23 protein-coding genes are annotated in these 21,473 nt (G+C 52.9%); 6 read left to right on the top strand and 17 right to left on the bottom strand.

Translation table 11 applies throughout. The features are described 5' to 3' along the window. The first annotated feature begins 42 nt into the window (after positions 1-42). Positions 43-663 (top strand): DUF2913 family protein, encoded by a 621-nt coding sequence (locus SIK69_RS13565; RefSeq protein WP_319786301.1) that lies wholly within the window; start codon positions 43-45, stop codon positions 661-663. Between the two features lie 144 nt (positions 664-807). Here the strand turns inward: SIK69_RS13565 and traI are convergent, their stop codons facing one another. Together traI and mobA are read right to left on the bottom strand one after the other, a co-directional pair. Next, positions 808-2,739 (bottom strand): TraI/MobA(P) family conjugative relaxase, encoded by a 1,932-nt coding sequence (gene traI, locus SIK69_RS13560; protein ID WP_319786300.1) that lies wholly within the window; start codon positions 2,737-2,739, stop codon positions 808-810. Position 2,740: 1 nt separating this feature from the next. Continuing rightward, positions 2,741-3,085: a plasmid mobilization protein MobA gene (gene mobA, locus SIK69_RS13555; protein WP_258997550.1), complete on the bottom strand. Its 345-nt coding sequence runs from the start codon at positions 3,083-3,085 to the stop codon at positions 2,741-2,743. A gap of 279 nt (positions 3,086-3,364) precedes the next feature. Between mobA and SIK69_RS13550 the strand changes: the two genes are divergently transcribed. Then, entirely contained in the window at positions 3,365-3,676 is a 312-nt protein-coding gene (locus SIK69_RS13550) for a molybdopterin-guanine dinucleotide biosynthesis protein MobC (protein ID WP_319786299.1), read from the top strand. 175 nt (positions 3,677-3,851) lie between these two features. Here the strand turns inward: SIK69_RS13550 and SIK69_RS13545 are convergent, their stop codons facing one another. The 12 genes from SIK69_RS13545 to sopA all read right to left on the bottom strand — a co-directional run bounded on the left by SIK69_RS13545 (position 3,852) and on the right by sopA (position 14,664). Beyond that, on the bottom strand, positions 3,852-4,685 hold the full coding sequence (locus SIK69_RS13545; protein ID WP_319786370.1) for a DUF932 domain-containing protein: 834 nt from the start codon (positions 4,683-4,685) through the stop codon (positions 3,852-3,854). A gap of 442 nt (positions 4,686-5,127) precedes the next feature. Next, positions 5,128-5,469 carry a DUF5983 family protein gene (locus SIK69_RS13540; protein WP_319786298.1) on the bottom strand — a complete coding sequence of 114 codons (342 nt, stop codon included), beginning with the start codon at positions 5,467-5,469 and terminating at the stop codon, positions 5,128-5,130. Further along, the gene (locus tag SIK69_RS13535) at positions 5,454-5,681 is read right to left on the bottom strand and encodes a hypothetical protein (protein ID WP_319786297.1); all 228 of its coding nucleotides are present in this window, start codon (positions 5,679-5,681) and stop codon (positions 5,454-5,456) included. Before SIK69_RS13535 ends, SIK69_RS13540 begins: the two co-directional genes overlap by 16 nt. Before the next feature lie 105 nt (positions 5,682-5,786). Continuing rightward, positions 5,787-6,038 (bottom strand): hypothetical protein, encoded by a 252-nt coding sequence (locus SIK69_RS13530; protein ID WP_258997553.1) that lies wholly within the window; start codon positions 6,036-6,038, stop codon positions 5,787-5,789. Positions 6,039-6,130: 92 nt separating this feature from the next. Further along, entirely contained in the window at positions 6,131-6,571 is a 441-nt protein-coding gene (locus SIK69_RS13525; RefSeq protein WP_319786296.1) for a hypothetical protein, read from the bottom strand. Positions 6,572-7,406: 835 nt separating this feature from the next. Then, positions 7,407-8,321, bottom strand: coding sequence for a DUF1281 domain-containing protein (locus SIK69_RS13520; protein WP_319786295.1), 915 nt, complete (start codon positions 8,319-8,321; stop codon positions 7,407-7,409). 381 nt (positions 8,322-8,702) lie between these two features. Continuing rightward, positions 8,703-9,491 carry a YubG family protein gene (locus SIK69_RS13515; RefSeq protein WP_319786294.1) on the bottom strand — a complete coding sequence of 263 codons (789 nt, stop codon included), beginning with the start codon at positions 9,489-9,491 and terminating at the stop codon, positions 8,703-8,705. 370 nt (positions 9,492-9,861) lie between these two features. Beyond that, the gene (locus SIK69_RS13510) at positions 9,862-10,623 is read right to left on the bottom strand and encodes a hypothetical protein (protein WP_319786293.1); all 762 of its coding nucleotides are present in this window, start codon (positions 10,621-10,623) and stop codon (positions 9,862-9,864) included. Beyond that, entirely contained in the window at positions 10,620-10,904 is a 285-nt protein-coding gene (locus tag SIK69_RS13505; RefSeq protein WP_319786292.1) for a hypothetical protein, read from the bottom strand. The genes SIK69_RS13510 and SIK69_RS13505 overlap by 4 nt, the downstream gene beginning before the upstream one ends. A 407-nt stretch (positions 10,905-11,311) precedes the next feature. Next, complete coding sequence (locus tag SIK69_RS13500) at positions 11,312-12,082, bottom strand: N-6 DNA methylase (protein WP_319786291.1); 771 nt, start codon at positions 12,080-12,082, stop codon at positions 11,312-11,314. A gap of 435 nt (positions 12,083-12,517) precedes the next feature. After that, the gene (locus SIK69_RS13495; RefSeq protein WP_319786369.1) at positions 12,518-13,498 is read right to left on the bottom strand and encodes a ParB/RepB/Spo0J family plasmid partition protein; all 981 of its coding nucleotides are present in this window, start codon (positions 13,496-13,498) and stop codon (positions 12,518-12,520) included. Next, complete coding sequence (sopA, locus tag SIK69_RS13490) at positions 13,498-14,664, bottom strand: plasmid-partitioning protein SopA (protein WP_319786290.1); 1,167 nt, start codon at positions 14,662-14,664, stop codon at positions 13,498-13,500. The genes SIK69_RS13495 and sopA overlap by 1 nt, the downstream gene beginning before the upstream one ends. A gap of 799 nt (positions 14,665-15,463) precedes the next feature. Here sopA and SIK69_RS13485 point away from each other — a divergent pair. Then, positions 15,464-16,480, top strand: a complete 1,017-nt coding sequence (locus tag SIK69_RS13485; protein WP_374941355.1) for a RepB family plasmid replication initiator protein — start codon at positions 15,464-15,466, stop codon at positions 16,478-16,480. 223 nt (positions 16,481-16,703) lie between these two features. Here SIK69_RS13485 and SIK69_RS13480 read toward each other — a convergent pair whose 3' ends face one another. The 3 genes from SIK69_RS13480 to SIK69_RS13470 form a co-directional block, all read right to left on the bottom strand. After that, positions 16,704-17,501: a site-specific integrase gene (locus SIK69_RS13480; RefSeq protein ID WP_319786288.1), complete on the bottom strand. Its 798-nt coding sequence runs from the start codon at positions 17,499-17,501 to the stop codon at positions 16,704-16,706. Next, entirely contained in the window at positions 17,501-18,196 is a 696-nt protein-coding gene (locus SIK69_RS13475) for a hypothetical protein (protein ID WP_319629339.1), read from the bottom strand. Before SIK69_RS13475 ends, SIK69_RS13480 begins: the two co-directional genes overlap by 1 nt. Positions 18,197-18,275: 79 nt before the next feature. Next, positions 18,276-18,626, bottom strand: a complete 351-nt coding sequence (locus SIK69_RS13470; protein ID WP_319786287.1) for a hypothetical protein — start codon at positions 18,624-18,626, stop codon at positions 18,276-18,278. 530 nt (positions 18,627-19,156) lie between these two features. Between SIK69_RS13470 and SIK69_RS13465 the strand changes: the two genes are divergently transcribed. The 3 genes from SIK69_RS13465 to SIK69_RS13455 all read left to right on the top strand — a co-directional run bounded on the left by SIK69_RS13465 (position 19,157) and on the right by SIK69_RS13455 (position 21,228). Further along, entirely contained in the window at positions 19,157-20,083 is a 927-nt protein-coding gene (locus tag SIK69_RS13465; protein ID WP_319629341.1) for a hypothetical protein, read from the top strand. 44 nt (positions 20,084-20,127) lie between these two features. Further along, positions 20,128-20,382 (top strand): hypothetical protein, encoded by a 255-nt coding sequence (locus SIK69_RS13460; protein ID WP_319629342.1) that lies wholly within the window; start codon positions 20,128-20,130, stop codon positions 20,380-20,382. A 501-nt stretch (positions 20,383-20,883) separates the two neighbouring features. Continuing rightward, the gene (locus SIK69_RS13455; RefSeq protein ID WP_319786286.1) at positions 20,884-21,228 is read left to right on the top strand and encodes an abortive infection protein; all 345 of its coding nucleotides are present in this window, start codon (positions 20,884-20,886) and stop codon (positions 21,226-21,228) included. Positions 21,229-21,473 lie beyond the last annotated feature (245 nt).

Below are 21,473 nucleotides of genomic sequence, written 5' to 3'. Positions count from 1 at the left end.
TTGCTATAATCACTCTCATAATCACAGTATTGCGGAATCAAGATGACCGATACAGAGCAGACAGCAGCAACAGCGCATATGGCCTGGTGCGCGCTGGTCGCCCTCCACACAGCCCGCCAGGATGGCAATGCAGCGTCAGAAGCACAGGAAAATATCTTCATCACCCGCTGGCTGGCCGAAGCCAGGCGCACGCGTCGGTTTTCAAGGATTGTGGCCCGTGATATTGACTGGCTGTTGAAACAGGGCAGAACGCTGGGTGTACGGGCAAAGCTCTCTTTCAAACTGAATTTTCTCTGGCAGGCGACCACTGGTTGTCTTGAGCAACAGCCTGATTTGTATCGCCTCAGCCATGCTCTCGAAACCGCACGCGAATACCACTGGGTTTACCAGGTGCTGTCTGATGATCAGTGGCAGGGACGTCGGCGCCTGGCGCTAAATCCCGAGATCAATGGCGTCTACGTGCTGAAGTCGTCGCTTGACGCGGCGTTTGATGACAGCGGAAAACTGCGCGCTCCGGTAAGGGTCCGTATCACCGGCAGCGTATCTGGTTTTCAGGCACTACTGGAAAGCTGTGGATGGGAAACAGCACAGGAAAGTGGAGATCAGTATTTCCTCAGCACCAGCGAGTCCCCCGCACCTGCAATGAATCCTGGTGAATTATGAGGGATCTCCCAAACAACAGAATCTCGCTCGCCGGGTTTCGCTAACCTTCCAGTATGAAGATGTGGCAGATGCCAGTTAAACGTAAGCTCGCGGGGAACTCATATTGACAGAACTGTTTTGGTTAATTCCGGTGAGTCGATCGTCTCAGGGTTGTCTGCCGGGCTTCGGTGGCACCTGCATCCGCACATCATTTTGACTGGCAACAGAACCAGAGTCCGGCTGATTCTGGTCAGTGTATCCCGCTTGTTGACGCTGAACAGGATGCGTCAGAGGCACTGTTTTCCCGGACGATTTGTTAAAGTGCTGCACGGAATTAATGGTGCCCTGCACAAACCCTTTCTCTCCCCTGACCTCAACTTTCTCACCGCTTTTCTGTCCGCTGATATACAGCGCCATCACCAGGTTTTTACCTTTCTCAGCCGGTGCATCGGCAACCTCCAGAAGTACACCACGATCAAGCAAGACCGGCTTACCACCGGATGAATACACCACCGCACCATCACGGTTCACATGCGTGTCATAGCCCCGGATTTGAGATGGCTTAATATCATCTGCAGTCGCGTAAAGAATGAAGTTATTGGAGATTGTGGCCGTGCGGTTCTTACGTTTCTCACGATAAGCCCAGCCCCGAAGCTGGGAGATAGCCGCTGCATCATTATTCGCTGCCTGCACTTCCACCCAGGCGCGATACGACAATGGGCGCGCCCCTGGCAACGCTTTGAGAGCCTTCCTCTCATCCCTGATCTGCAAACGTAGCGCAGCCATATCCTTCATCTTTTCCACTTCAAGTGCGCGGAACATCAGTTTACGAAGAAGAGGATCGCGTTCGGTCATCCGGACATTGTTCTTACGAATACGATAGCTGGCCGCCAGTTCACGGAAACGGGTTCGGGCTGCATCAGCTGAAATCCCGGTCCGCACAAAACGGGTTTTGTAGGCCTTATAACGCGCAATGAGATCCTGACGAGCCTCTCCACGTGCATTCCGTCGCTCTGCTCTTGCTCCCTTATCACGACGGTGAAGACGGTTGTTGTACTGGGACTCAATATCAACAGCACTCAACAAAACATCATTTCCTTCACGATTCACTTCGCGGAGTACGGACGCACGTGTGAATGCGCCAATCAGCTCCTGCTGGCAACTTAGTGTCAGCTCAGGATGCAGGTCGCTGGCTTTTATTGGTGCCTGTTCATCATCGGCGACATCGTAAATGGCGAGCCCTTCACCTTTCTGACGCAGCTCCAGTCCGGCCGCAACCAGAATGTCATGTACCCCATCCCAGTCATAGCTTCCACGCAGAAACAGCGCATCCATTTTCTCCCTGCAGTTATCCACGGCATACGAAAACAGACTTTCCTTATCACCGAAATGCTCAAGCTGGCGCGCAGCTGCAGGGGCAGATTTATAGAATTTCTGCCGACGAACAATCGCACCGGCATCGTTAACCATGAAGGGGCCGTTGTCATGCTTCCAGCCGTTCTTCAGCTCCAGTTCGCGGCAGCTGCGGTCAAGCGTGAAGCGATCGTTATACAACGAAGCCGCTTTATAGCTCACCGGGTTGATACGGTTTACGGTCAGGTGACAGTGCAGATTATCGGTGTCGTCGTGGATGGCAAACACGTACTGATGCCCTTCCATACCAAGACGGTTCAGGCAGTATCTGGCGCAGTTAAAAATCTGGTCTGGCGTTGGGCGTTCTGATTCCGGCCAGGACAAAATGGCATGGTAAACAGGGTCATTGCAGCGCGTGTTTTGCACGGCAACCATGTCCATTTCGGTCGAGGCGGTGGCAAGAGAAAAGCAGTTTGTTTCACAAATGACATTATCGCAACGCACCTGCTGGCGCCCGTCCGGGAACGTTGCGATAACATCCTGTGAATCGGGCAGCGCATTACGCGTGGCATACCCGACCAGGTCATTGAAGATTTTATCTTCAGAGCGTGACTTGCGAACAAAGGGGCGTTCTGGCGACAGCGTTTCGCTCATCTCAACATCATCACGCAGGATAGTGTAGGAGACGAGTTGCACGAAACTGGACTTACCATCACGACGCCTTTCGGCCACAACTGCGAGCATGTTAATCCTCTGTATTGTTCAGGCTCTCAGCCCGAAACTTCATTAACGTTTTCTGAAGTGCTGCAAGCGTATCAGCAAATTGCTTGCTCAGTTCTGGAGTCATCACCCCTTGCTTTTGCATCTCACTGTAGAGATGTTTTTGCAGGCCACCTAGCTTCAGGATCTCATTCATCTGTTTGGTGTCACCCTTGGCTACGATACGACGACCAAGCGTACAACGGCGGACAAACTCTCCGGCACTTAACCCGGCTGCCCGGGCACTTTCGCAGACCTGCTCTTTCTCTTCAGGGAACCAACGGATACCCAAGAAGAGCACTGTCCTTTGACGTTTTTCACTCTTGCTCATCTTCAATCCTGCTTAACCGCTGAAGCGGGCACTGCAACAAGGGTGTCGGGACGGAGTCCTGACCAGGTCGTTTTGTGGGACCGTCTGCGAGCAGGCGGTTCAACAAAACATACCCTGTCCCACGTTTCGCATCGGATTTCGATTCCTGGCCTGAAGTATAGGTGATTTTTGTTTCGCCGTCACTGGCTTACGCCAGAAAGTGCGGGTTGTGGCACTGGGTTTCATGGGAAGGTATACTCTGGATCGGACATTGACCAAAAAGTGAAAGGAAATCGAAGCATGGCTGAAAAAAAATGGTACAGCACAGAAGATGTAGAACTGGCAAAATCGTCGCTGGCTGATCTTCCGGATTTGACCCCGACGCGCCTCACCAAAACAGATGTTCTTGAGCAGCTGAAAGACAAAATCATTGAGCTGGCAAACAGCAAGGGCTACAGCGTTGAAGATATTCGTAGCGCGCTGGATTCTGCCGGTATCCCGACAAGTGTTAAAGCGATCCGTGAAATTTTAAGTTCAGGTAAAAAATCGACGCCACGTGCAACAAGACACAAGAAAGTGACCGCTGCACCGTCCGATAAGGTGCCGCAGTAATTTTCAGCTAAATGCCTTACAAGGGGAGCCCCTGGGGGCGGACGGGTGAAAGAAAAACGTCACGTCAGTGGCGATTTTCTTTCGGCGGGCGGGGGTATCATTTTAAGCCGGTCAACACCGGTGAAAAATGACATGGGGAAAAAAAGTGGCAGAGGTTTCCCCCTGCCCTTCCGTATCAGGATTTCAGTGATTTCATTTTTTCGGCCATCTCCCAAAGCGCGCGGTTCAGTTTGACATCCCCGTCAATGCCAGTCACAGGGCGCGTGCGTTGGTGTTTTCCTTTTGCATTTTTTCCCCATACCCCTCCCTTCGTCATGTTTTCCTGTACGCGCTGGTAAGTTGTCCAGAGGTCGTTTGGTTTATCTTCCTCACGGCGAGCCTGCAAAATGTCGTCAGGTGTCAGCGGAATATGTTTTCCCTCGCCCTTGTCGTCATACTTCCAGTTCAGGGCGATCTCCGCAAAAATGCGCTGCTCGTCTTTGTTGAGGCCAATTTCTTTCATCTCTCCGCGTGACTCCTTCACCCCGGAAAAGATGTCGAGAACTTCATACGCGCCCTCAATGACCTGCCCGACTACGTCGCCTTTATGTGGAACGCGAATCTCGCCAAAGGTCTGGCCGCAAACCATACCGTTCATGCAGACGAAACGAAACATGCCCGGGATCATCTGGTAGCTGCTGCTCCCGTCGTGGCTGTTGAGGAGAATAATTTCCGGTACTTCCTCGCCCGTAATTTCACCTTCACGGCGCAGGCGTAGCATGTGCTTGGTATGCTCACGCTTGCCGATGTTGCGCGTGCGGGTCTGACAGGCAAAGAAAGGCTGGAACCCTTCTTTACGCAGATTATCCAGCAGGGAGATCGTCGGAATGTACGTGTAACGCGCGCTGCGGGATTCATGCTTTTCCTCGGAGAATACGCTCGGAACGAAGCGCATGAGCTCATCGTTGGTCAGCGCACGTTCTTTACGGATGACATTGGCAGAGCGGAAAACAGATGATAAACGGGCCATAGTGATTCTCCTCAGGGGTTGTAAAGTGACTTTCTTCTGGCGTCGTCCTTGTGATGATGATTCACCATCGCGGGAGGCCGTTGCCGTGATGAAATGACCGGACTGGACCATAAGTGTGCCCTGCAAGGGGGATGACAAAGCCGCAGCGCAAGCGACTGACCAACGGGAAGGCGTGCGAACGGGTGCAGGCGTCAGCTGACCCTTGCAGGGCGCACGGGCCAGGCCAGTGTCTTTCACGGCAAAGGCAGACTGCGATGAGTCCATGAACGAAAAGGGAAACGCCGGAAGGACGTGGCGGGCAACGCCCGTTTCCGAGGAGGGGACGCCTGTCGTCCCCGGTTTGGGCGGCGCTGGCGCAAGCCAGCTGCAAGCCCCGGGAGCTGAGTGCGCGAGAAATTCGCTGATCGGGATGCATATTGCCCCGGAACCCGGGGCAACTTCATTACCAGTCGAACGTAGGGAACCCGTTCAGGTTATCCCCTACCGCAGAAAAATGGATCATGCTGATATTGGCCTTTTTCATGCCCTGATAAATAACCCAGCGAGCAGCACCTGACAGCCCTTCGCGTTTCAGTTTCAGAACAGGAAATCTGACGGCATCAAGGCGGATCATAAATCCAACCCCCGTGTCGTGGACCCATTCCTGTGTCGCCGTATCGCGGGATAAATCACCCAGTAAATGACTGTCAATAAGCGTCATGTGTGCCGTGCTGCATTCCAGCACCGGGCGCACAGCCATGCGCCCCAGTGTCCGGGTTTTCCCCCAGCCTAGCGCGGCAACCACATCATTCCAGGACCACGCTTCATCATCAGGAACGGGCAGGCTAAGCAGGCGGAACGGCCCCCCCAGCGTCTCAGCCAGACGTTCACCCAGCGCGTAAACAGGGTCGTCTTTTTCCGCAAAATTTGCACATGAGAGACAATCACCGTGGAGGTAAAGGGCTTCATCGCCGTTGCTGTGACGCCATAAGGGGCATGTTCTGTGTATTTTTTCATTGTCTACTCCGTCGCTTCAGACATTCGTTTCCGGGACTCAGCGGCTCGATGCCGGTGAGTCCCGGACCGGGTCAGAAAGTGCCGCCCCGAAGGACAGCACAGGTATCAGGCATACGCCCGTTTAATTTCCAGTGTGCGCAGCAACTGCCCCCACTCCGCCACGTTCAGTGCCGGGATGCGCACCGGCTGGTGTTTGCGCTGACGGCGGGCGATATGCTGCCCCAGCGCCTTCACGCGTGGTGTGATGCTCTCCTTCGCGACGGTGTCACGCTGTACGCGGCGATGCTTGTTTGCCTCCGCGTTTTCGCGTTGCTTTACAAAATAGTCCTGACATGCAAGGATAAAACGGTCTTTCATGATGTAACTCCATCTGAGACGTGTTGTATCCGGCCTGCTCGAACAGACCGGGATGAATAAGCAGAGCGCCCGCTCTGCTTTTTTATTGCCGCTTATGCGGCAATCCCTTCGGCGTCGATAAACGCCCTGACCTTCCCGATGATTTGCTCATGCGTGAGCGTGGCGTGGTCACGCAACCGGAAATAGCGTGTGCCATACTGGGCAAAAATGTCGGTGATGTTGCCGCTGTACATTTCCATCAGTTTGAATGACTGACTGTCCGGAGAGCCTTGCCAGTTCATCGGCGGCAGAACTTCCAGCATGTCGGTGAACCGGGCTTCCGTGATTTCGGCCACCGGCAGATAATTGGCCTGGGCAAAACGCGCTGTCGCCTCCTCTGCCGTCACCAGCTCCCAGCGATCGCCGTGGGCGTTCAGCTCCTCCAGCGTCTTCGACGTGGTGCAGGCTGTGGTATGCCAGGCACCGTCCACAAAGTGCGCTTTGCGCCAGCCGTTAAATGCACTTGATTTGCTCCAGAACGCCATTGCAGTCATCGCGAATTTCCTCATCAGTTGTGCCCTTCGGCTTCTTTCTGGTGTCCCCCTTTTCCGTTTCCGGAAGGCGGGGAGCACGTTGCTGTGACACATGACCGCCCCGTTCCATCAGGGACGAAAACCAGGGGGATGACAAAGCCGCAGCGCAAGCGACTGACCAGCGGGAGGGAGTGCGAACGGGTGCAGGCATCAGGCGTCAGCCGGCCCCTTGTTTTTGGACCGGAACGGGGCAGTGTCAGTCACAGCAAAAGTGAACACCGCTGACAACGGGGTGAAAGTGAGCACCGGAAGAAGCCGGTTCACCGGCTTTCCTTAGCGGCCGTCAGAGACGGCCAGTGAGAGCGGCGCTGCCGGAACGGCAGCTGCAAGCACCGCCTTTCAGGCATCGCTTGCTATCCGCCAGGACGGAGACAGGTTTCCTGGCTCCGCGAAGCGTGGTGGCCGCCCCGGACACCCCGCGCAGTGCAGGCGACGACCCGGCCTGACGGGGAGCCGAAGGGGCCAAAGGGGCCAAAGGGTCACGCTGTTTTTGACGTTGGGTTTTTGCCGCGGATCCTGGTGGATTTTTAAGGTAAAAAGAACTGTTAAAAGGTGTAATTATTGCACTTTTTTACGCTTTTAGAATGACTCACTTTTGATCAGAACATCATCCCGGGAGCCCGCATTATGGTGCCGCAGGCGCCATAATGGGCACTCCCTGCAGGTGATAACCTGCAGAAGGTTTTCCCGCCGCCGCACCGGTTGTCCACAATGCTGGTCAGTAATCTGCCGCACAGCCTGTGGATAACCGGCTACAGGGCGCGCTGTCCACGCCCTGCCCTGCACTGTTCGTTATTTAACCACCATAATGCGGAACATTCCCCTGCAACCAGTCCGGGCCGGTAACATCACTCCACCCGTATTCATCTTCTTCACCGTACTCCAGACAGTCATCGAGGCAATCGACCACACACCCCTCCTCATACCGCCGGTAGCCGCAAAAGTCACTGCCGGCCTCACTGAACCAGTGGTCAATGGTGCAGCCCCATCTGCCGGACAACGCCTCCATCACCGGTTCCCCGGGCGGAGCCCAGGGCGTATCCACATCGATCTCCAGCCAGCCATGCCCGCCCGTTATCTCTGCACCACTGGCAGACGGCCATCTAATGCCATAGTTTGTTAAATACCAATCAAAGGTACTCTGTACACCCTGCAACAGACCTCCGTTAAATCCATTAATTTCGCAGGCCAGACGGGTCGGAAAAATCAGGCGCAGATCGAACGTCTCCCCTTCCGGCTCTGCTTCAGGGCTGTCAAACAGCTCCGCACAACTGACCGTGCGCAGTATGCAATGACCCCAGTCAAGTGTTTTACCGCGCATCATCTCCTCCACCCGCGCCTGTTCAGCCACGGTCAGTGCATCCCATGTCAGACCGGCAATGCCTGTTGTCCGGTAACACTGGTCGATAACGTTACAGCAGGCTTTATCAAGCCACGCATTTTGCCCAAGCAGGGCGACCCACGCCCCAAACGCCAGTGCCGCCTCTGAAGGCTCTGTCCATCCGTTTGCGGTCAGCGCCGGATAAGGTAAATAGTGCATCTCAATGGCTGGCTTCAGCCGCCCGGCAACGCCGGCAATAAACAGGCGAATACTCTGGTTGATGGCGCGTTTGTAATACGGATATTCCGCCCCGCTCACCCAGGCTTCAAGGTCAGCCTGAAGACACGCAGGCACAGTGATTCGAATACGGTTAGCACACCAGTTTGGCATGATGATTTCTCCCTAAATGGTCAGTGAATGCCGGCTTGCGCCGTGACCACGAACCAGACCGGGCTTTACAGCGGGGGAAACAAGGGCGCGCCCGCAAGCCGCAGCGCAGGCAAAAATCAGGGCTGAATGCCCTGGTTTTTGACGAGAACGGGTGAGGAGCGCGGCGCAGCTTCCCTTGTTACACACGCGGCCCGGGCTAAGGTCTGGGCACGGCGAAAGCCCGACCGGGGCACATAACAGAGGGTTTTAGATTCAGCCGGAACGACGATAAAAGGCGACCGGAAAGGTCGCGGCCTTTTGAACCCGGAAGGGGCCGGCTCAATGCCGGCGTCATCCGGCGGGCGGAAAACCGGGGCGCACACTGGCGCCCCCGGTGAACATTCAGGCCGTAAAACTGCAAATGGCCTCGGCCTGTTCTGTGATGACATCCCGGGCCTGACTGGCGACATACTGGATTTCATACCGGTCCACCCACTTTCTGACCGGCTGACCCGGCAGGATCACCACCTCACTGGCCCAGCATTCCGCCATCAGCTGACCGGCACACGTTACTTGGAAGCGGACTGAGGCCACCCGGGCGTTGTCCTCGAGGATAAGCCGGATGTATTCCGTCAGGATCGCCTCATCGGTATCACAATATCCACAGTCACAGGGATCAACCGCCACGGCTTCCAGGGTGATGTTTCTCGTCCGGCGGGTAAACAGGACTTCATCCGGCTCCTCCGGGTAGGTGCCTTCAGTCAGCAGATAGCCCAGCGTTTTCACGCGCCCACACAGACAGGCATACTGCGCCTGCAGCGCCTCAAGCAGGCATTTTTCCAGTCTCTCCATCGTGTCAGGGAACCCCTCGCCGCTCATCCGGGCGCCACCGGCATGGCGATACCAGGTCTGCAGTGGGGTGATCCGTACCGTCATGCCCAGTGGCTGTACGGCAGAAAATAATGCCCGCGCATCCGCCCGGGATAAATAGCGACGGGCGCGCAGCCCGGGAATAATGCGCACCAGGTCGTGGCTGGAGAGATCCCCCCACAGCACCACGCCGTCGTCCTGGCTCCCGCTGAGACCGTATTCCAGGCGGAGAGAAACAGGCCAGTTCAGGGCCTGCAGCTCCTGCTTTGCCAGGGTATGGATCAGCGCGCTGTTAAGGCAGTGAAAAGTGTGAAATGTCATCGTGATGTTCCTCTGGTGTTGGCTCCCCTTTGCTGGCCGGGGAGTGATGGCCGTGACTCAACCGCGAGCCGGGGTAACAGGGTCGGCGTCAATAACCGGCAGGAGGCCGCAGCGCGGCGTTGCAGACGCGGCGACCGGGGGAGTGGCGGGCTGTTGACGTCGTCCCGCGCCGGCTCAGCGTAAGTCGCGGCCAGAAACACCTGCCCGGAAGGAAACGCCAGGAGGAAGGTCATCATGCCTGAAAGGCAATAAAAGGCGCCGTTAAGGCGCAACATTTTCCTGCGGAGGTGACCGGAATGAAACAGGTAATACGTTCATGCATTTTCTCTACAGAAGAACTCCCGGATGCCCGGGAGTCAGGACGGAATGGTCAGGACGTAAAGCTCGCGGTAATCTCACGCGCGTGGTCCACCTGACGGCGAACACGGTCAGCCAGTTGCGCAAGTTTCTGGTGGGGCAACCAGCGTCTCACAGGCATCCCGGGGCGAATAATGATGACCTCCTCAAGAGGCAATTCCGCCATTCTGACCATGCCATACAGCTGGAACACGACAAGACCGACCGATAACACTGTCGAACCGTGGCAAAAAATCTCATGAAGCCAGGCAGCAATCAGCGCCTCGTCAGGCTGAACATCTTCCGGTAACGCATCCCAGACCTCACCCACAACGACGAAATGACGGGTTTCTCGCTCAAAAATATTCGCCCCCTCATACCCGGCGCCGGTCAGGCGCAGAATGGTTTCCGCATCAGCATCCAGGCGGGTGAGACACGCCGTCAGGGAAGCCTGCAGGACTTCACACAGTGGTTGTCTGAACATCATCCGGTCATCCGGGAACGACTCAAAACTGACACGAACGGCTGGTTTACCGCCACAGACCGTACCGCAGACAGTCCCCTGCAGCGGGTAGATATCACACAGTAACTGCAGCCCCCGAAGGACGGCCGCGTCGATGCCGTGACACGAAGCCAGCGCAGGCAGCAGGTCAGACAGTGCCTGATGGCTGAGCACACCGCTGATTTCCAGGCGATCACCGCAGTCGCCAGTCTGCACATTCAGCGTCGCCGGCCAGCCCTGCGCGTTCAGAAGCTGGCGGCCATGGGCCGCCGTCAGCAGGGAATACAGGGTCATAACACCACCACCCCGTCACGCACGCCGGCAGCGAAGGCCTCAGCATCATGTCGGCGATCAAAATCATAACGCAGGCCCTTCGGTTTCGCGGCCAAAAACACATCCACAAAAAAGCAGCCTTTATGCCCACAAAGACCCGCCCAGTCAGGGTCGCCCTTCACGCCTTCATAAGTGGTAGTGATGTCGAAATGCGCCAGCGCAGCAGCGAACTCCGGGGATGAAATCAGCAGCTTACTGGTCAGCGCCTGCAGCAGGGCGTTGACTGCGTCACGATCGTTCATATGTTCTCCTTTCTGAGTGGGGCCGGAAAAACCGGCTTTCTTCTGGCGTTCCTTCTTTCGAAGGAGGGTCGTTGTCTCCCGCCATGAGCGACGCTCAGCAACGGGCCATCAGGCAAAAGTCATGCCCCGGATGCAAAGCCGCAGCGCAAATGACTGACTGAAAGGAAGGAGTGCGAACGGGTGCCGCAGCCGGCGGCTTGATTTTTGCCGGCACGGTGCAACCGTTTAAGCGATGGCAGGAGATAACGTCCACATGACAGGAGGACAGGGGAAGCGGGGGGTGTGGTACAGGCCCGCCGGGGCGGGCATCCTTATCATCCCGGTCACCTGGCCGGGATGCCGGGCGCGCCGGGGGCTTATGCCCCCTGGAAGCGCTATGAATACCGGGGCCACAGCCCCGGTATCCTTCAGCCTTTCAGAAACCGGCACAGGGAATCAACCATATCTGCCGTTCCCAGCCGACCCCGCCAGTTGCCGACATACCACATCGGCGTCCGGTAAGTCCGGCGAACGGCCAGGGTCAGCGTATTACCCATGACAACTTCAGCGGGGATACCCAGAAGGGACAGCTGCAGGTAACACATATGCGCGGCCGTCGCATCAATATCGATGCAGCTGGCAAACAGCTTGTCCTGGTAGTTTATGCCTTGTTCCGCCAGCACTTCCGCAAACGCGATCACCAGGCCTCCCGCGCCGACAGCCGGATCATGAAACGTGATGAATGGTTTGTGCTCCAGCTGGCTGAGCATATAGCCGGCGGTAAGACGGGCCGCCAGGACAGATAAAGAGTAAGGCGAGAAATACTGCCCCATATGGTCCGAACCAATTTCCAGCTCCATAAAGATCTGACCCATAAAGTCTCCTGGCTGGCACTCCAGCGCACCGGTAAGACAACCCAGCAACTGCGCCATCCGGTGAACATCCTCTGGCTGATAGCGCCCGGCCAGAGCCAGATACTCGTTTTCCAGATCAGGACTGCCAAGAAAGGCGTTCTGCACCGAAAGCGTAGCCATTTCGGCAAAATCTCGGAAAACCTCATGCCGGTGGTGATAACGGGCGGTGTCGCGGAACAGGCGGATAAATTCCCGGCGGTAATGGTCGTAGCCGTTCTGACCGGTGTGGCGTGGCAGTTCAGGGGGAGTGGCCGGCGCGGGCATATCCAGTGTCAGCTGCGTCATTCTGGTGTTCCTTCCTTTTCGGCGGCCTGTAGTGTGCTTCCGCCAGACCACACACGACGCAACGGGCCATGAGGAAAAAATCCAGCTCCGGACGCAAGGCCGCAGCGCAAATGACTGACTGAAAGGAAGGAGTGCGAACGGGTACAGCGGCAGGCGGCTTGAATTTTTCCGGCACGGTGCGACGGTTAAGCGGTGTGGAGGGGAAGTAGCATTCAAAAAAAAGATCTAACCATAAGCAATGGTTACCTGGAAATATCCGATAAAAGATGTTTATAACAGCGAGATGATTGAGACCACGGTCCCAGTTGTGTGGTTGGGACCACGGTCCCAGTTGTGTGGTTGGGACCACGGCCCCAGTTGTGTGATTGAGACCACGGTCCCAGTTGTGTGGTTGGGACCACGGTCCCAGTTGTGTAGCCAGCTCAGTAGCTAAGCTTATTTGGAAAGTTGATCTGCTTCAGCCTTTTGCAAACGCTCTAAAATTTCTTCCATCTGTTCAATGCAGTGAGGTGGGATCTTAGATCGGTCCAAACTGAAAACGACCTTATTACCTTTGTACTGAGCAATTGCGCCGGAAACAAACTGACGTTTGACAGGAGAACTTGACGGAGCTCCTATCGACGTTTTAAGAACATCAGTTAATAACTGGATAATCTCTTCAGGTTCGAAAACAAATCCACTTTTACGTTTTTCTGATAATTCTCGAGTTTTAGCTTGTATTAACGGTTCGTTATCATTAAAAAGGCGACTTAAATTCTCACCGGCTCGAGCTGACAACTCGCCAGGATGAGAGAAGAGGGCAATCACTTCACGAGGAAGTTTAGAAGTATTGATGCATCGAGTGATAATTTTTCTGGAAATATTCTCCGCTTCTGCCAGAGCTGAAATATTGCCTTTAAATTCGTTATCAAGACGAAATGAGTAACGCTTACCCCTTTCATAAGCACTTGTAGGGCGATAATCGTTACCTAGCTTGCATAATGAATCCATTTGTTCATCGTCGAGATCGCCAACAAGAACACGATACTCACTTGATGTCAGGATAGCCGTCATGCGGCGTCGGCTGCCGTCTGCAACTTCAATGCAATCACCAACTTTTCGGCCAAAGGCGGGATTCTGCTGCCCATTAACCAAAAATGAGGGTATCAGATCGTCCAAAGCATCTTCGGTCAGAAATTCTTGGTCACGCTCATTTCCAGCCCAAACACGAGTTGATTTTTCGACTGCATTTCCAGAGATCGTTTCGAGAACAAATTTAACTTCTCGACCACAAACTGGGAGGCTAACTGTGTTTCCCTTTGCCATGGCACCAACTCTTGCAATAAGCGAATCCACCATAGGAGCTGCTGGTGCAGCAACTTGAGAAGTAGTGAGTTGTGCGGAAGATGATTTAGGAATAATTGGCGCACGTTTCATCATCGGATCTCCCAACGAGGCTTAATTAGTCTGTCGAAAACTTCATTGCAAACAGGTTCCCATATCGCAAGCGCATTTCTCCAGGCTCCTGTCGACGAGCGCTGATCAATTGCTTGTTCAAACACAGTACGCATTCTAATTTGGCCTTTCCCAACTTCATCCGTCTCACGAACAACATTTTTGAGAACCATGCTTCCCCAGGCATCACGGATTTGCTCTTCCATCCATGGTGATTGGGAACCATTATTGTTACTGTATTTTGTAAGAAGAATTCTGACATCAGGTTCAAAACCTTGAAGATCTACGTTTTTCAATAGATCTCGTAACATATCAAAAAATTGTAAGGCTGAAGTGTAATCAAAGAGTTCTGCGGGGGTAGGGACGATCAATACGTCAGCAGCACATACAACGTTAATAGTTCCGATGCCGAGGTTTGGTGCGCTATCGATAACAATGACATCATAATCCTGAGCAACGGTTTCTATTGCAAGCCGAAGCATCATATGGGGCTCAGTAGGTAATTTCCCATCATCATATCGCCCCATCAGTTCTGTTTCGATCCGATGCAATGCAAGGCAAGACGGAATAATATCAAGTCCTGGCCAACATGTAGGCTTTATGGCATATGAGGCATCATCACGTTCACCAAGATAGAAAGGGAGAAGAGTATCCTCAGCATGTATATGTAAATCTGGAACCCAACCATGGTACATCGATGCCGTACCTTGTGGATCATTTCCTTCCACAAGAAGGACACGAAGCCCTTTTAAAGCAAGGTCTTGAGCAAGATGTACTGAGACGGATGTTTTATAAACGCCACCCTTATGCGCAGCTACTCCGATAACAGGAGGGATACTATCATCTGGTCTGCGAAGCCGTGTACCAAACACATCTCGCATATGATTGATTTGTTCAATGGTATATCCAACTCTCTGTTCTACCCGACCACGCATTTCCATATCGGGGTGGGGCAGGCGTCCTGCCTTTTCGGCATCACGTATAGCCTGCGAAGAAACACCGATTAGGTCAGCGGCTTCCCCTACACGCCAGCGGCGTGTAATTTTCCTAGCTTCGGGGCTATCGTCATTAAATTGAGCAACGGCAATCGCTTTTGTCATTTCATGACCAGCGGCAATGCACTGGTCAAGAGTATCCATCAACCCCATAGAATGTTCCTTGTGTTCAACTTTGCATTGATGTATTAAATCTTGTATTAAATTGCAAAGCAAGTTGTTTGGTGCAAAGTTGAGATAATTGTAATGTAATAGGGGAGCATAAATAACAAGCCATCTGCTGTAGTTGTTCACTCTCTATAGTGGTTGGTTTGATGGTAAGAATGCAGATTAGTTAAGTTACGCGATAACGCTTTAAGAACAATGAAATTGATCATCATCCTGAGTTGAAATCTATAAGCGCTCGCCGCAGCAAGTGACCGAGCAGAGCGAGCGAACGGTGAGGAAGCGTAAGTGTTGAGAAGGTAAATTTACTACGGACGCACTTTAGCAAAAGATATCCACTTATCCACTGGTTCGATCCAAGTTTTAGATCATAGATCAGATCCATTTATGATCCTAAGGAGATCAAAAGAGATCCCTGTCTCTATTTCTTCATTAAAAACATATGATTACACGTCTTTTAAACCACTGTGGAGAGTGTAATAACCACTGTATCTTGTAGATTAACCGCTAAGACATGCATTGAATCCACTATAGGCAGTAACCTATCCACTACAGTGTGAAATAGCTAACCACTGGGGACAGTGGGAGGTGCATCAGTTGTGGATAAATCAATGAGTTACCTATCTGAAAGCCTTTTATTTTAATCGTATAATGCGAATTACTTTCTATAGTGGTCTATATCCACTGTGGGGAGTGATTTTAAGATGTGGATCGTAGTCTAACCGCTATAGTCAGTGTATTATCCACTGTATTCAGAGAGTTCAATATGAATGATAAAGGATCCGACATGGAGCAGGATAACGATCTGATTAAGAGTTCATTCAGTGAGACGAATAAAGAAACAGGCACTGTTGTTACACTGACACCAAATTCTGGTAACACAGTGCAACCTGTAGCGCTTATGCGGCTTGGTCTTTTTGTGCCGACATTGAAATCAACAGCCCGTGGAAGGACAGGGCAGATGGCCTCTATGGATGTGACCAGTGAGCTTAGTCAGCTTTCTCTGGTTAAGGCTGAAGGTTATGAAAACATTAAAATCACTGGTGCACGCCTTGATATGGATAACGACTTTAAAACCTGGGTCGGAATTATCCATGCTTTTGCGCGTCACAAAACTATTGGTGATAGTGTCAGCCTACCTTTTGTTGAATTTGTTAAACTTTGTGGAATCCCTTCCGCACGATCATCGGCAAAACTTCGTAAGCGTCTCGATTCTTCCCTTACACGTATTGCGACAAATACTATCTCTTTCTCCAACAAGGCTGGTGATTACTACGTCACACACTTAGTTCAATCAGCTAAGTACAGCCCAAAGACAGACCAAGTTACGATCCAGGCAGACCCTAAAATTTTCGAGCTTTATCAATTTGATAGAAAGGTCTTATTGCAACTGAGAGCTATCAACGTCTTGTCACGCAAAGAGTCAGCACAGGCTCTTTATACCTATATTGAAAGCTTGCCATCCAGCCCTGCGCCAGTGTCTCTTGCTAGACTTCGAGCTCGGTTAAATTTGACCTCGAGACCTATCACCCAAAATGCGACTGTTCGTAAAGCTATGGAGCAGCTACGTGATATTGGTTATCTCGATTATTCAGAGTTAAAGCGTGGCAGGACAGTCTATTTCATCATTCATGAGCGTCGACCAAAGCTTCATCCCGATGGTCTTCCACTTGGCTTACCGCTTGCTAGTGAAGAAGATATTGGGATTGATGATTGCAGTGACTCAGTAGAGGGAGAGCTTGTACGACTGTCAGCTGAGGAAAAAAAACTTTTGGATCGCATCCGCCGTGGTGAGTTGAAGTAACCACTATAGAGAGCAGAACCAAGTAATAACCACTATAGGAAGCGATTTTACTTACAAGTACGGGTCCTATCTCTAATTTTACTCTCTACAGTGGATGGATATCTGATTTACTCGTTATAGCGGTTATAGAATGAGTCTGCTTGTCATAGTGGTTGTTCGATCGTAGTGTTAGCACTCAAATGTCACATAGCCTCGTTCTTCAGTTCTATCTATAGTGGTTATTTCATTTAAGTCGGCTGATTGATTTCAACATTCCTACTGCCTCAACTTCTGGCATCTGAAACTGCACTCTGTGCCTCGCGGCAACATCGAGCGCAAACACCTTCGTATAGACCTCCGTCGAGCTGACCGACTTATGCCCCATTAGACTCTGCAGCACCTTCAGCGGGATCCCTGCATACAGCATGTGCATGGCATAGGAGTGCCGGAGCGTGTGCGGAGTCACCTGTACGGAGAATGTCACTCCATCGGCCGCAGCGGATTCAACCGCTTCGTTTAACCATGTCCGGACCGTGCGGTCGGTGATCTCCCAGATGCGCGCCTTCTCTGTTCTGCTGGTGCGTTTGTTACGGCGCTCCAGTGGAATTTTCAGGGTGGCCACCATCATCACCAGCTGGCTGACGTACTGAGTATCTGACAGGGGGACCAGACGGTGCGTCTGACTGCCGACGGGGGCGCGGCCAGCGGTTCTAGCGGCTTTCTCTGTTCGCTGCTTGAGAGTGGCCAACTGAACAAAGGGGTAAGGTGGCGCCAGTGAAAAATCACTCCGGGTCAGCGCCAGTGCTTCATTAATTCGCGCGCCAGTGTTCCAGAGGGTTGCCAGCAACATCTTGCGGTGCAGGTCCGGGACATAATGGAATAGGGCGCTGATTTCAGGCGCCAGCAGGTATTTCGGCAGCTCGTCCTGGAGCAGCGCCATCTGTCGCAACGCCAGTGCCGCCGGATAGTCGATAGCCACAGGCAGTGAAGCTGGCACCGAATGGCCGATACCAGAAAGGGCCGGAAGTTGATAGTTATCCATCAGTTATCTCTCCCAGCTACCAGTTGCTGGAGTGCAGCATTAAATTCCATGCTGCTTCGGTAATTAAGCATCCGTTGCTGAATGTTACGCCCCCGAACATGCCAGAGGATTCGCCAGGCTGACCACGGTTTATCAGAGAGTCGATCTTCGGGCATTTCACACAGATGACGCAGACTACGGGACAGTCGAATAGCTTTGAGTCCTAAATATGAAGCTTGATGATTGAGCTCAAAAATTCCATCTGAACCATCATAAGGAGTGTCTTCCTCAGAACTCTCATTGATTGAACGGACCGCTTCTTGTCTGAGCACAGGTAATTCAATGAGGCGATACATTAAATGAGGAGGAAGAGAACGCCAGTCACCACTCACAGAGGAGAAGCTTATTTCAGGTAATGTATATTCAATTATTGTTTTTCCATCCCCGTCATAGCTCCCTCCTTCCTGTGCAGCGTAAGTGCAGCGCTGTGCAAAACGCTCTAGGATGAAAACCAGCTCGGTAGCAATGAAGTACAATTCGTCATAACGCTTACGTGCAGCTGTAGCCTCTTCCCGCCGGCGCGTGAAACTGTGCGTTAGACCGACACCGACGAGCGCTGCGCCGGCAGATGAAACCGCCGTAATGATCTGCGGCCACAGACTGGCGCTGTCCTTCACCACTTTCACGCCTTCAGTCGCAATAAACCAGTCAGCCATGTTTGTTCCTTTATCGGTGATAACGCCCGCCCGCTGATTTCACTATTTTCCCCGTCAGTCAGCAGTCAGCAGTCAGCAGTCAGCAGTCAGCAGTCAGCTCTTCAGCCAGCTTGACAAACTTTTTGTGCTCACTCTGCAGATAATGGCTGTAAATCCGGGAATCACGTTCTGTCAGCCCGGATGGATTGCCTGTGAAGTAGCGCAGCAGCACCGCAATATAGTGGCTGTAAGTATCAAGATCGTATTCCCAGTCACCCAGTTCGCCGACCGCATCCAGCTCCCGGCGAAACTGCTCGTATTTACGGAGCAGAATGCCAAGACCTAATTCTGTGGCAGCATAAACATTATTTTCTCCTGGCGCGGAAATCGCGTTACGGATTTTTTCAAAAGCATAACTGAAATCATTTCTGTCTTTGAATGCAGTAAACATGTCCTTCCCACAGTTGAATAATTAGCAGTGCAATTTTACCACATCTCAACCATCGCACGATTAATGCCACTCCGTTACCCATGTAACTTTCACCACAGTTGATTTCACACATTGAAATAATAAGTAGACATATAACAACTTAAGTAAATTACCGGGCGCCCGTTTTCGGGTGATCCGACTTTTCCGTTATTTCGCTTTTTCCGGAAGTGTATCACGCCCACGAAATAAGCAAAGCGGCCATTCTCCGGGCGCGGACAGCGCCGTCACCCCGCGTCGGATATCCCGCCGGGTCCCCGTCACATCTGGAGTATAGGGCGGAACACCGCTTCGTTTCACAAAAATTTTCGGGGGGCAGGAAAGCAGATCCGGAACCGGGAGTTTTCGGATCTCAGAAAAGGAGGTGAACAGGAAACAAACAGTAGAGCATACGAATTTTAAAAACATATGCTTCGCAGTATTTAAATACTCTAAAACCCAGGATAATGTATGAGCATTGCAGTAATGCATCCACACATGAAAAGGTACACGGAATGAGTGAAAAAGAACATGACATGACAAACGACGGTGGAGAGAGCGTAACGTACACGCTGCGGAACATTCCCGCCGACATCGACCGGGTGATCACCGACCTGGCAACTCACGCCCGTAAGCCAAAGGCGACGTTTCTGCGTGAGTTCCTGGAAGACAGCTTCCGCGACGTGATCGACAGTTTTTCCCTGAAGAACCCGCTCATCGCCTCCCTGGATGAGGAGCTGGCCTGTTACCTGGGCGCCGAGGTCATGGAGAAGCACTTCCAGAGCCACTATATTACCCGCTGGAACCAGGAATACCAGAAGCTGCTGGGGATCTCGAGTGAAGATGAGCTCCGCCGGGTGGTGCTGAACAACACGCCCTACCTCCAGGTCCGTGCCGCCCAGGTGCTGAAAGGCTGTTCACGCATTCCGCGTGGGATCTCCCTGACCTTTTCCCTGTTCGCCGAGATCGCAGGCCGGGACAGGGAAACCATCGACCGGGCCTGGAACAGGATTTTCTACTCGCAGCTGCAGGAGAAAAAACACCGCTTTTACCAGGATATCGAGGCCATCCGCGCCCTGAAAAAGCTTCCTGTCCTCTCCGGCTACCGCTGGACGAAGGATGACATCACCGTGCGTATCTACCGCCCTGAAGACTACGCCTATGGCGCATGGCGTATTGCGATAACCCTCCCCGAAAATTACGCCATCCAGATGTGGAACATTCCGTTTCCCGAGCTTGAAGGCCGCCGCTTTACCGCCGACCCGGGCTACAGTGCCCTGATCAGCGCCGAACCCGACAGGTGGGATCAGGCATTCCGTTTCGTGGACGGGGCTTGTGAGCTTCATCTTTACACCAACGGCGTGGAAGAAGACCAGAATCCCACCCCGCTACCGGATGTCGCTCAGGCGCTGCTCAGCGTGGTGGAATATAACCTGCTGTAACGGACCCGCGTCTGCGGACACAACTGCATCATCAGGAGGGTGCCATGAAAGGAAGAATGAGCCGCTATATCACCGGCGGAGAGAGTTTCGCGGAGATCGCCCGTCGCCCGGGAGGGACGGTGGTGATGCTCTGCCTGAACACCGGGCTTGAGGATGCGCTGCGGGAGGCATCCAAATCCCTCAAGTCGGCCTTCAGCCGGAGCGGCCGTAAATGCCGGCTGTCAGCCGGAACGGCTGAAGGGCCGTTCAGCGGGCACCGGCAGGGCGTGGCCACCCATCTGTTTGTGTCGGTACTCTGAGGGGGCATGGGGCAAAAACCTGAAAAAGGTATTCGCCTGGCTGCCCCGCTCCGGGCGAAAATGAAGGTACAGCGACGGGATGGATAGCACTTTTTGCTAAACGAATGTCAACAATATCATGCTATAGTTACTTTAATGGAAAAGTGTGCCTTGACAAAAGCGTTATTTTCTGTTAACATTACTTTCATAGTATTGTTCCGTCCCGCTCCACCCTAACAAATCCGTTTATTTCCCGCCAGACTGGTCATCACCATTCCGGCCCGGATTTTTTTTGGATTTTTTTCCGGGGAGCACCCGGGACGAGCTTAAAATAGGTATGACAAACAGGAGGATGCGAATGAACACATCATAGCAGAACTGAAAGAGAAAACATTCTGTACGGTATCAACAGCGTTCACATCAGTGAGGCGCGGGGTGCCTTTTTACGAAAAAAAACTGAGGTCAAAAAGATGCTCACCACTAACACATCAGTGTTAACACCAACCATCCGATGGAGGATACATGGATTTTCTGAACGACACCGAGGGAACGGTTCTATTCCCATTCCAGACTGAAATCGCTTTTGTTCTGGCGATTATCACCACCGCCAAAGACCTTTCCGTCAGTGCCTGGGGGCACATCGGACAGAAACAATACTGGAGCGCGAGTCTCTGTATTTTGCTTCTTGTGGCTTACGTGGGACTCTGTGCTGCAGTTGTCTGGGCGGTAGTACCCTGGCTTAAGGCCTTTATTGTGTCGAAATTCGCAGTTTCGGCACTGTGGGTAACGCCAGTAAAGAGCGGGCTGCTCTGGAGTATCGGTAAGATGGTGGGCACCATCTGCCGAAAGTTTACTCTATTAAAGTAAGAGCAGCAAGCTACACTAACGGATGGTGAATGTCAACAGGTATTCACCATCTCCTTACGGCGGTGGTCCCTGTGGCCACTGCCGCTTTCGCCTGCCTGCTTTTCTTGCGCGTGGAACACGATAGCAAACGCCTGGCGTAACCCTACAACGTAAACCGCGGGCCTGTCCGGTAACGATCACTAGCAGCCAGCTGATCCTACCCGCGAATAGTGGACACGCGACTAAGTGAGTAAAATCTCAACCAG

Origin of the sequence: Scandinavium lactucae, assembly GCF_033843265.1 — a bacterium.
In the GTDB taxonomy this organism is placed as follows: Bacteria; Pseudomonadota; Gammaproteobacteria; order Enterobacterales; family Enterobacteriaceae; genus Scandinavium; species Scandinavium lactucae.
Note: the sequence above shows the minus strand (reverse complement) of the source record. Positions and strands in the feature narration are given on the sequence as shown.